9 protein-coding genes are annotated in these 11,158 nt (G+C 43.9%); 2 read left to right on the top strand and 7 right to left on the bottom strand.

The annotated features are described in order from the left end of the window. Positions 1-302 precede the first annotated feature (302 nt). On the top strand, positions 303-1,550 hold the full coding sequence (locus tag DP116_RS22580) for a competence/damage-inducible protein A (protein WP_169157309.1): 1,248 nt from the start codon (positions 303-305) through the stop codon (positions 1,548-1,550). 269 nt (positions 1,551-1,819) lie between these two features. Here DP116_RS22580 and murB read toward each other — a convergent pair whose 3' ends face one another. Together murB and murC are read right to left on the bottom strand one after the other, a co-directional pair. Next, positions 1,820-2,818: a UDP-N-acetylmuramate dehydrogenase gene (murB, locus tag DP116_RS22585; RefSeq protein ID WP_169157310.1), complete on the bottom strand. Its 999-nt coding sequence runs from the start codon at positions 2,816-2,818 to the stop codon at positions 1,820-1,822. 155 nt (positions 2,819-2,973) lie between these two features. Beyond that, a complete protein-coding gene (gene murC, locus DP116_RS22590; protein ID WP_169157311.1) occupies positions 2,974-4,437 on the bottom strand; it encodes a UDP-N-acetylmuramate--L-alanine ligase in 1,464 nt (487 codons plus the stop codon). Positions 4,438-5,495: 1,058 nt separating this feature from the next. On the opposite strand from murC, the gene DP116_RS22595 reads away from it, so the two are divergent. After that, positions 5,496-6,512, top strand: coding sequence for a type I glyceraldehyde-3-phosphate dehydrogenase (locus DP116_RS22595; RefSeq protein ID WP_169157312.1), 1,017 nt, complete (start codon positions 5,496-5,498; stop codon positions 6,510-6,512). Positions 6,513-6,819: 307 nt separating this feature from the next. On the opposite strand, the gene thiL is transcribed toward DP116_RS22595, so the two are convergent. The 5 genes from thiL to DP116_RS29615 form a co-directional block, all read right to left on the bottom strand. Then, positions 6,820-7,869: a thiamine-phosphate kinase gene (gene thiL / locus DP116_RS22600; protein ID WP_169157313.1), complete on the bottom strand. Its 1,050-nt coding sequence runs from the start codon at positions 7,867-7,869 to the stop codon at positions 6,820-6,822. Positions 7,870-7,984: 115 nt separating this feature from the next. After that, a complete protein-coding gene (locus DP116_RS22605) occupies positions 7,985-9,187 on the bottom strand; it encodes an LL-diaminopimelate aminotransferase (RefSeq protein ID WP_169157314.1) in 1,203 nt (400 codons plus the stop codon). A 209-nt stretch (positions 9,188-9,396) separates the two neighbouring features. Continuing rightward, positions 9,397-9,726: a thioredoxin family protein gene (locus tag DP116_RS22610; RefSeq protein ID WP_169157315.1), complete on the bottom strand. Its 330-nt coding sequence runs from the start codon at positions 9,724-9,726 to the stop codon at positions 9,397-9,399. A 234-nt stretch (positions 9,727-9,960) separates the two neighbouring features. Then, positions 9,961-10,734: a PspA/IM30 family protein gene (locus tag DP116_RS22615; RefSeq protein ID WP_169157316.1), complete on the bottom strand. Its 774-nt coding sequence runs from the start codon at positions 10,732-10,734 to the stop codon at positions 9,961-9,963. Positions 10,735-10,900: 166 nt separating this feature from the next. After that, on the bottom strand, positions 10,901-11,158 hold a 258-nt coding region (locus DP116_RS29615), incomplete at its 5' end, for a PspA/IM30 family protein (RefSeq protein ID WP_369333957.1).

Here is an 11,158-nt window from a genome sequence, read left to right on the forward strand (position 1 = left end):
GTCTTTACCTACGCAGCATTCCTGATTGCCTCTACTGCTGGTAAGTTTGGTTGATCCGGTTGCGAGTCGTAGGTCAGTCATCAAAATCCCCTGCCGCAAGGTGGGGGATTTGGATATCACGTTTGCTTTTTTTTGTCAATTAATCTTTTGCTCGCCCCTCCCGCAGCAGGTTGTCGTCACCTCACCCCGCCCTTACGGGCACCCCTCTCCTTAATAAGGAGAGGGGCAGGAGTGAGTTATTGAGGCGCAACTTGGTATTCAATGATATATTTTGACGACCAAACGAAACAATTCCCTATTTTATGAGTGCAGAAATTATTTGTGTTGGAACCGAACTCCTGTTAGGAGATATCCTTAATAGTAATGCTCAATATTTGGCACAGCAGTTAGCTGGGCTAGGTATTCCCCACTACTATCAAACCGTAGTCGGAGATAACCCAACAAGATTAAAACAGGTTATAGAAATTGCAAGTCAAAGAGCGGAAATTTTGATTTTTACTGGAGGTCTTGGTCCGACACCAGATGACTTGACTTGTGAAACCATTGCGGATTTTTTTGGTGCTCCTTTAGTAGAACGTCCAGACATTATTGAAGATATTACCAAGAAATATGTTCAACGCGGTCGGGTTATGACCGCCAGCAACCGCAAGCAAGCTTTGATACCCCAAGGTGCTGAAGTTTTGCCAAACCCTACAGGAACAGCACCCGGTATTATTTGGCAGCCTCGTTCAGGATTAACGATTTTCACCTTTCCTGGTGTGCCCAGTGAAATGTACCGGATGTGGGAGGATACTGCTGTACCTTTTCTCAAAAGTCAAGGTTGGGGTAAAGAAATTATTTACAGTCGGATGTTAAAGTTTTGGGGTGTGGCGGAATCCGCACTAGCAGAAAAGGTCGCGCCTTATCTCAACTTGCCTAACCCAACAGTTGCACCTTATTCCAGTAAAGGAGAAGTAAAATTACGAGTTTCTGCTAAAGCTGCTTCCCAATCACAAGCACAGGATTTGATAGCCCCCATTGAGAAACAGATTAAAGATATTGCGGGGTTAGATTATTATGGTGCAGATAATGACACCGTTGCCTCAGTAGTAGGTGAGTTGTTGCGTGGTGCAGGGGAAACCCTTTCTGTGGCAGAATCTTGCACTGGTGGCGGATTAGGGCAAATGTTAACGGAGATTTCTGGAAGTTCTGATTACTTCTGGGGTGGGATTATTTCTTATGATAATTCCGTAAAAGTAGGGCTTCTGGGTGTTAACTCACAAGATTTGGCAAAGTATGGGGCTGTCAGTTCTATTGTTGCAGAACAAATGGCTGCGGGAGTGCGGTCGCGTCTTTCGACGACTTGGGGATTGAGTATTACTGGTATTGCTGGACCTACAGGTGGTACGGAGACTAAGCCTGTTGGTTTGGTTTATGTCGGGTTAGCTGGACCGAATGAACAAGTGCAAAGTTTTGAATATCATTTTGGTGCAGGGCGAGGTCGGTCTTTAATTCGCCACCTGAGTGCGTGTACGGCATTGGACAATTTGCGAAGAAAGTTGTTGATATGATGTCCGGCAAATCACCCTTAATATGTCATTGCGAGTGGAACGAAGTGAAACGACGCAATCGCAAGGTTTTGGGATTGCTTCCCTTCGGTCGCAATGACGGTTCTTTGAACGGACATGATATGAGTCATTAAAAAAACTGCCTCTACACAAATAAAGCCCGCGCAAGCGGGCTACCAATAAGAAATATTTCGTGCTCTTGTAAATAAACTTCTCCTTGTTTTATGAAGAAGGGGAGAAAAAGTTATATTTTTCTCATAAAACTTGGTTCATCAAGCAGCTTGAAACTCTCCTAGCATTTTTACTTCTGGTTCTAACGGAATAGACCAACGTTCTTGTACCTGATGTTGGACATGGTGAATGAGATTGAAAATATCCCAAGCACTAGCGCCACCACAGTTAACGATAAAATTAGCATGCCGTAGTGCAACTTGCGCTTTGCCAATTTGGTAGCCTTTGAGACCTGTTTGTTCAATTAACCAGCCTGCGGCATGAGGTTTTGGATTGCGGAACACACTACCACAACTAGGCAAGTGATAGGGTTGAGTGTTTAGTCGATGCTCTTTGTGTTGTTTGGTAGCTGCTAAAACTTCTGTTGGGTTTGCCCCTGGCTGGAGTTGAAAAGTGGCTTGGGTGACGATGCGATCGCTTCCTTGGAGGATAGAGGTGCGGTAGCTGTAGTTCAACTGTTCACGGGTGAGAGTTTCTAAAGTTCCATCTGGCAAAAGTACTTGAACATTAACTAATATATCTGCGATACAACTATTGTGTGCACCTGCATTCATCACTATGGCACCTCCAATAGTTCCAGGGATACCAACAGCCCACTCAAATCCTTGCCATCCCCGCTCTGCAATCTGCCATGCTAAGCTTGGAATTGGGTCTCCTGCAGCTACAGTTAACTGACCTGTTTCTGAGTCAAAATGGCTATGACGCAAATGACGAGTCACAACAACTAAACCTGGTATCCCACAATCACTGACGAGCAAGTTAGAACCTGCTCCTAGTATTGTTACTGGTAATTCATGTGCTTTCGCAAACTGAATACTGGCTTGCAGAGCTTCTAAGTTTCGAGGGGCAACACACCACTCAGCAGGTCCACCGACTCTGTATGAAGTATACGCTGCAAGCGTTACTTGAGATTTAATAACGCAATCAGTACCAGGTAAATAAATTTCTTTACTTTCGATGGAATTATTAGATTTTATGAGCCTGCTATTTGTCATACCAGCAACTTTGCAGACATTTGCTACTGCCTGGGATATTGTCATATCTTTTAGAATGCGCTGAATTTAGATGTTTGTATGCCGTAAAAAGACGACACCAATGAAAAGCCATGTAACTATTGCTAAACGGACACTATGCGAATAAGGGAAACCAACTTGTACGGAAAGTTGTACTCCGGTTTTGGGATAAAAAACTTTCCTTAAGAGGTTACCTTAGCCGGTGGACATTGTGTCGCCATGACTTCGGGAATCACTTGATTAATATTCCCAGCTCCCAGAAACAGCGCCAAGTCTCCACAATGCAGAGTTTGCTGTAAGTACTCGCAGACTGAGGCTAAAGTTGGTTGATATATTACCTGCGGGTGCTCTTTTGCAACCTCAGTTGCAAGTTTTTCACCACTAACTTGCCCCAAGTTTGGCTCGCCTGCACTGTAAATGTCAGTCAGGACAACTAAATCAGCATGACTAAACGATTGAGCAAATTCCTCTAAAAAGGTAAGCGTGCGGCTATAGCGATGGGGTTGGAAGATAGCAACAACTCTCTGCCCTGGTCTTGCCTGTAAGCGTGCAGCAGCAAGAGTAGCACGAATTTCACTAGGGTGATGGGCGTAGTCATCAATAAAAGTGATGCCATTAACTTCACCCCGGAATTCAAAACGCCGTCTTGCGCCTTCAAAGGTCGCAAGACCCTTAGCTATTTCTGCAAATTCTAAGCCCAAGATCCGACCAACCGCCACTGCGGCTAGAGCATTACTGAGGTTGTGCTTACTGAGTAAGCGCAAGTTCAACACACCCAAAGCCTTGCTCCTTTCCCATACAAGGGCTGTGGTGCCATCGGCTTTATAGTCCACGTTGGTGACAGTGTAGTCAGCAGCAGAATCAGGATTTAGGCTATAGCTAATTGCTGGTTGTAAGCGATCGCGTACAGTCGTGCAATCAATGCTGCCTACCAAAGTTTTACAGCCTTTTGCAAATGTCTGAAAAGTTTCCACCACTTCTTCTAATGTGTCGTAGTGGTCGGGATGGTCTAACTCTATGTTAGTGATAATACCTATTTCTGGGCTATGTTTCACCAAAGAACCATCTGATTCATCTGCTTCTGCTACCAAATACTGACTTTGCCCTAGTCGGGCATTGCCTTCCCAAGCATTAACTTCTCCACCTACTAAAATCGTTGGATCAAGACCTGCTTCAAGTAGCATGTAACCAATCATGCTACTTGTTGTCGTTTTTCCGTGAGTTCCTGCAACAGCAATACTATTGTATTGAGTAATTAATGCTGCCAGTACATCAGACCGATGGAAAATAGGGCAACCTAATTCTAATGCTGCTTTGTACTCTAAATTAGTTGTGTTAATGGCTGTTGAACAAACAACTTGAGGTAGTTTTGCTTTTTTGAAAGCAGATAGTTCTTCTTGAGTGTTTAAGGTTACTTCACTAGGGTGAGAATGAGGACGAAAAAATTCGAGGTTGCTTGCCTCTTGTTTACCAAAAATATGAGTACCGATAGATTCTAAACGTCGAGTAATATGATTTGGACGAAGATCTGAGCCAGATACTGGCAGATGACGCTTTGCTAGCACATATGCTAAAGCAGACATACCTATGCCGCCAATACCAATGAAATGAAATGGTCTACCGCCAAACTCTACTGTATCTTTCATTGATTTATCCTCTATCACCACACCACACAATCATCCTAAATGACACGCGTATCATAACAGGAATTCTATTTTTACTGATACTGCCTCTGTACCATTTTTATAACCGATAAGTTATTTGTTTCACTATTGTTTTTCCCATTCCAATCGATTTTACCTTTGTTAGTCATTTTTTCTCTTTCTTAACAGATATTATGATTATTCTGAAAGTTCAAGCTAAATCGGGAAACTCTCAATCGTCATTGTAAATATATGTTTTTTGCTGCACCGCTAAAATTTGCTATAATCATAAGTTGGTAAATAAAGTTTTTGCAAATTGAAGAAAGCCTAAGCGTAAGTGAATAGAGCAATGAGCAATTATTGCAGGCACTTTTGATCCACTTCCATAAGGAAGACATGGTTCGAGCCTTGACAGCTTTGGACGAAGTTCTTTTAGAACGAGTCGTATAAGTGCCTTGATAAAAGCCTTATCGTAAAGATATATTGCAGCGAACGACTACAGACAACAGATGGTTGACTGTATCACTCGTTTTTGAAAACTTTTTCTGGGATTTGTGATGCTATGAACACCCTGATTGCCTTGTCTGCTGATTACCCCAATACTCACTGATACTAGATTATTGGTGAAGTGAACATTTCAAACCTTACGTCATTGGTACCGTTGAGAAAAATTAGGACAATTGTGTGATTGGTTAATTGCACCTTGACTGCCAAGCTGTGAGAACATAGCTTAAGGTTAGTTAATGTGCAACACTGTGCAGCAAAAAACTGTAAAGCAAAATTCTAGCACAGACTAGTAGTTACTGCATCAGGCTGTAGTAATATTTTCATCAAATCTGATTCACAAACTTTTCTATGATAGCCAATCAATTCCCTATTTAGTTCCACCAAGGAGTTGGGGCTTATATTGATAACCACAACCTGTATACAAACAGGTAGGAAGAAAATATTTATTTTTTTATAATGTAAAGCTTTATAGTTATAAATACTCCCCCCTTTGCGGTATGATCGGGGTCATCAGTAGCTTTTGTTAAGTATAAGTAAACAGAGGGCAAGACGCTGTGATTAGAGTTGCAATCAACGGTTTCGGGCGCATCGGGCGTAACTTTGCACGTTGCTGGGTAGGTAGACAAAATAGTAATATCGACCTTGTCGGCATTAACGACACATCCGACCCTAGAACCAATGCTCACCTGCTCAAATATGACTCGATGCTAGGGAAATTAAAGGATGTTGACATCACTGCCGATGATAACTCAATCATCGTTAACGGTAAAACCATTAAGTGTGTCTCCGACCGCAACCCAGAAAACTTGCCCTGGAAAGACTGGGAAATTGACCTAATTATCGAAGCAACAGGGGTTTTCACCTCCAAAGAAGGGGCAACAAAACATCTTAACGCTGGTGCAAAGAAAGTTCTAATCACCGCCCCTGGAAAGAACGAAGATGGGACTTTTGTGATTGGCGTAAATCATCACGATTACGATCACGAAAAACATAACATCATCAGTAACGCTAGCTGTACCACCAACTGCTTGGCTCCCATTGCTAAGGTGTTGCACGAGAAATTCGGTATCATCAAAGGCACGATGACGACCACTCACAGTTATACTGGTGACCAACGCTTGCTAGACGCCTCTCACCGTGATGTTAGGCGGGCACGTGCTGCAGCCATCAACATTGTGCCGACCTCCACAGGTGCGGCAAAAGCTGTAGCATTGGTACTGCCAGACCTCAAAGGTAAGCTGAATGGCGTGGCGTTGCGCGTACCCACCCCTAACGTTTCGATGGTGGACTTTGTGACCCAGGTTGAAAGACCTACCATTACCGAAGAAGTCAATCAAGCCCTCAAAGATGCCTCCGAAGGTCAACTTAAAGGCATTTTGGATTACAGCGAACTCCCCCTGGTATCATCCGATTATCAAGGTACTGATGCCTCTTCAATTGTTGATGCTAACTTGACGTTTGTCATGGGCGGCGATTTAGTGAAAGTCATGGCTTGGTATGACAACGAGTGGGGTTACAGCCAGCGAGTCCTTGACTTGGCAGAGTTAGTAGCCCAAAAATGGACTAAGTAGTTCATTCACTATGGCGGTTCTCATTTGAATCACATACACTACTACGAATAATTTAGAGACGTAGCCCGCAGGCGACTAGCAAATCCACAGGGCTACGTCTCTACATGTCTGTATTGCATGCGACACCAGAAGCGCTATATAAAACAATACCGTTCAGTGAAGGATTGATCCTCCCTAGCCCTCCTTAAAAAGGAGGGAACTAAGCAAGTTTTTTAACTCTGTTGGGGGATTTTACAAAACTAAATATTACTAACTGAACCGTATTGCTATATAAGACAGTCTTTTACCAATGACCAATGACCAATGACTAATGACTAAAATGTTGAAACCCCCGATCAAGATTGAGAACTTGGTCGGGGTATTCTTCTGTTTGGTCATGCAAAATGACTGTTGATCCATCTGTCATTTTTCCCACAATAGCCGCGCCCTCACCAAGCTGTTGTACAAAAGCATATGCTTGCTCTTTTGGCAAGCACAGTACTAGCTCAAAGTCTTCGCCACCGTATAAGGCATATTCCAGGGCTTGTTCTTGTGTCAGCCAATGATTGAATTGTTTTGGTAAAGGAATTTGAGTGCGTTCAATGACAGCACCAACACCACTGGCGCGGCAAATTTGCACCACAGCATCTGCTAAGCCGTCGCTACTGTCCATACCAGCTACAGAGTGTGGGGTATAAGAGTCTAGAATTTCCCATAGAATTGGTAAGACATCTAGTCGGGGTTTGGGTCTTTGGTGTGCGTGAATTAATACTGTGCGATCTGCTGAAAGCAGCAGCGCTTCGCTATCGCTATCACTCAGGTTTTGCCCTAACTCAGGATGCAGCAGCAATTGTAAGCCAGCAGCACATGCCCCGTGAACACCTGTGACAACTATCATATCTCCCACTTTCGCTTTTGTACGGCGAATAATACGTAAGGGGTCAACTTGACCAAAAGCGGAAATGGCTATCGTGGTTGTGGGCGATCGCACGATATCACCACCAACAATTGGGGTATTGTACTTTTGCAAGCATTGTGTCATTCCCTGGTATAATTCCTCCACCCAACTGACAGCAACCTCGCCAGGGAGTCCTAGTCCGACAGTAATTCCTAAGGGAGTTGCACCCATTGCTGCTATATCTGATAAGTTAGCAGCAACGGCGCGCCAACCAGCATCTTCACCAGAAGTCGTGATTTCACTGAAATGGACACCATCAACCAACACATCAGTTGTGACTACCAAAGATTGTCCTGGTTCAGTAGAAAGCACAGCCCCATCATCTCCGATAATTTCTGGAGGACAAAAGCGCTGCAATCTTGCTAAAAGACCTTGCTCTCCAATATCTTGAACTTGCAAAGAGGATAATTCACTGTTCACATTGACACTCCCACTGGGCTTTAGCCGTATGCCCAAGGCGCACGCAAGCGTAAGCGCAAAGCGCAGCGTGCTGTAAGTATTGGGCTTTCTGCTTTTATTACTTTAAGAAATTTTCTTATAAAAACTTTGCAATTCTCTCGACAGCAGTTTCCAATACTGGTGTATCATGCACTAAGGCAAAGCGGACATATCCTTCTCCAGATTTGCCAAAGCCTGCACCTGGTGAGGCTGCTACGCCTGTTTTTTCTACGAGCTGAGTACAAAATCCGATCGAATCTTGACTCCACCGTTCTGGTAACTTTGCCCAAATATACATTGTTGCCTTGGGCGTGGGAACATACCAACCAATACGGTGTAAAGCGCTGACAAAGGTATCTCGGCGTTGGCGCAAGGTGTTAACAGAGGTTTTGACTCCAGTCTGTGGACCTGTCAGGGCAGCAATAGCACCGTTCAAAATTCCCCGATACTGATTAAAATCAACTGCTGCTTTTATCTGGCGTAAAGCATTAATTAACTGGGCATTACCGATGGCGTAGCCAATACGGAAGCCGCCCATGTTGTATGACTTGGAGAGGGTGAAAAACTCAATTGAGACGCTTTTGTCTGGATCAGCTTGTAAAATGGAGGGAGCAAGGGATCTGTCCCAATTCTCGGTTCCTAGTTCTGAGTCGTTACTTTCCTCGAAGACCAAATCAACGTAGGGGAAATCGTGGACTAGGACGATATTGTGTTGTTGACAAAAACTAACTGCTTCCTTAAAGAAAGATAGTGGTGCGATCGCCGCAGTTGGATTATGAGGATAGCTTAAGACCATCATCCGCGACTTTGCTAATACAGGCGTCGGAATATCTGTAAACACAGGTAGAAACCCGTTTTCTGCCCGTATTGGCATTGGGTAAATTTGACCGTTCGCCAAGTGAACTCCCCCTGCATGGGAGGGATAACCCGGATCAAGCAATAAAGCGAAATCTCCTGGGTTGAGGACTGCTAGAGGCAAATGTGCTGTGCCTTCTTGGGAGCCAATGAGGGGCAGTACCTCTGTTTCTGGATTGACGGGAATACCAAACCTTTCAGTATACCAGTTTGCGGCTGCTTGGCGAAAAACTTGAGTCCCGTGAAATAGTAAGTAGCCGTGGGTACTTGGGTTGTGTAAAGATTGGGCGATCGCCTCAATGACGTGCGCCTCAGGTGATAGATCTGAAGACCCCAGTGACAAATCTATTAACTCTTGTCCACAAGCCAAAGCTTTTGTCTTGGCTTTGTCCATATCAGCAAATACATTTGATTGCAGGGGTTGTATACGTTTAGCAAACTGCATTTTTCGTCCTTTGTCCTAAGTCAATTGTCTTTAGTCCTTAGTCAATAGCAAAGAACTAAAGACTAAGGACTAACGACCCTTCGGGTATGCGCAAAGCGCACGCCAAGGGCGAACGCCAGTCACCTACGGTGGGAAAACGCTAGGTGCTACAACGGGGAGAACCCCCGCAACGCACTGGCTCCCCTCCTGCAGTGCTGGCTCACCAATGACTAATTTAGATGAGAATCTAAGAGGCTGAGTAATTTGTCTTTGCTGATGACTCCTTCAGCGGATGCCAAAAGTTTGTCTCCTTGAAGAAGTCTAAAGGCTGGTACACCTTCAACCTGGTACTGCTTGACTGCAACTGGGTTAGGGTCAACTTCGATTTTTACCACTTTCAGGCGATCGCTGTAGGTGGTAGCTGCGGAGTTTACCAGTGGCGACATCAATTGACAAGGTCCACACCAGGAAGCCCAAAAATAAATTAATACAGGCTTATTGGCTCTCAACACTTCGGTTTCAAACTCAGCATCAGTTATGGTTACAACACTGCTGCTCATTGCACTCTCCAGCAATACCCATTAATCATAACTTGCCCACAGACTACTCTATCCCAATCTGAGGACATTAACATACTCTGTTATTTATCCCTGGTCAACCTTGTGGTCTTGAGCCAATGTATCAAAAACCTTGATAAACTCTTTGTCAAAAACACAAAAGATTATCAAGGTTTCTCTTGAAAGTAGTATAAATCCGCTTCTGGTGAACCCAAATGAAAGCGCTTGTCGTAAAAATTACATTTGATCCAATTGCTTGCGTAGCGAATCCAACTCAGCATCAACCACTTCATTCTTATTTGTTTTTGGAGGAGTGGTTTGTTGCGGTAGTTGGGGTTGATTTGGTGAACCTCCGGGTATTGAAATTTGCGCTTTCAAAGCTGCCAATTCATCATCAACATCGCTACTTTCCAAAGCTGCAAATTGGTTTTCTAGATCTGCACCTGCCAACTCGGCTGCTGACTGGGCACGGGCTTCTTGTGTCAAAACTTTTTCTTCCATGCGTTCAAAAGCAGCCATAGCACTGCTGGTATTCATACCACGCACCATGCCTTGAAGTTGCTCTTGAGCTTTTGCTGCCGTAATCCTTGCTCTGAGCATTTCTTTCTTGGTCTTTGCCTCAGAAATTTTGCTTTCCAGTTGGATTAAGTTGCGCTTGAGAGTCTCAACCTGAGTAGTTTGTTGATCTAGACTGGCTTTGAGTGCATTTGATGTGTCAGTAAAAGTTTTTTTACGTTCCAGTGCTTGCCTTGCTAGGTTTTCATCTGCTTTTTGCAGTGCCAGTTGGGCATTGCGCTGCCACTTATTGATTTCGTTCTGAGCATCATTGTACTGTTTCTCAGTCCGTTTTTGGGCTGCTATTGCCTGAGCAACGCCCTGTTTTAGCTGTACCAAGTCTTCCTGCATTTCTGCAACGGCTTGTTCCAGCATTTTTTCGGGGTCTTCGGCTTTACTGACCAGGTCGTTGAGGTTAGCACTGACGACTCGTTTAATGCGATCAAATAATCCCATAACTTTGTTTTTCCTCTTGTGATTTACGCGCCTCGTTGGGTAGTTAGCTTTTTTACTATTTCATAGCTACTTATTTCAATGTAATCGTTTCGGTTTGGATTGGCGCTTCTGAGAGTGTTCTTATTTTTTAAGATAAACTCCAAGTTGGATCATTGCCCAATCTTCATCAATCTGGAGTTTTAGGTAGCTGTTGTCTTTTTTGTGATTCAGTGGAAAGCTGCTTTTGGAGTGATGCTAGTTCTGCATCAACATCACCAGCCTGTTCTAAAGAAGCAAATTGCTGAGCCAAATTATCCGTACTCGTTGTGGAAAGAGCTTGTGTTTGAGCTTCTAGTCGCAAAATTTTTTCTTCCATACGCTCAAAGGCTTTGATGCTATCTAAGTTGGAAGTTGTGCCCAACATTTCTTGAATTTTGTATGACGC

Origin of the sequence: Brasilonema bromeliae SPC951, from assembly GCF_012912135.1 — a bacterium.
GTDB lineage: Bacteria > Cyanobacteriota > Cyanobacteriia > Cyanobacteriales > Nostocaceae > Brasilonema > Brasilonema bromeliae.

Coding starts and splice junctions, on each gene's coding strand:
- DP116_RS22580 (WP_169157309.1), top strand. CDS start 303: ATGAGTGCAGAAATTATTTGTGTTGGAACCGAACTCCTGTTAGGAGAT.
- DP116_RS22605 (WP_169157314.1), bottom strand. CDS start 9,187: ATGCAGTTTGCTAAACGTATACAACCCCTGCAATCAAATGTATTTGCT.
- DP116_RS22615 (WP_169157316.1), bottom strand. CDS start 10,734: ATGGGATTATTTGATCGCATTAAACGAGTCGTCAGTGCTAACCTCAAC.
- DP116_RS22610 (WP_169157315.1), bottom strand. CDS start 9,726: ATGAGCAGCAGTGTTGTAACCATAACTGATGCTGAGTTTGAAACCGAA.
- murB (WP_169157310.1), bottom strand. CDS start 2,818: ATGACAATATCCCAGGCAGTAGCAAATGTCTGCAAAGTTGCTGGTATG.
- murC (WP_169157311.1), bottom strand. CDS start 4,437: ATGAAAGATACAGTAGAGTTTGGCGGTAGACCATTTCATTTCATTGGT.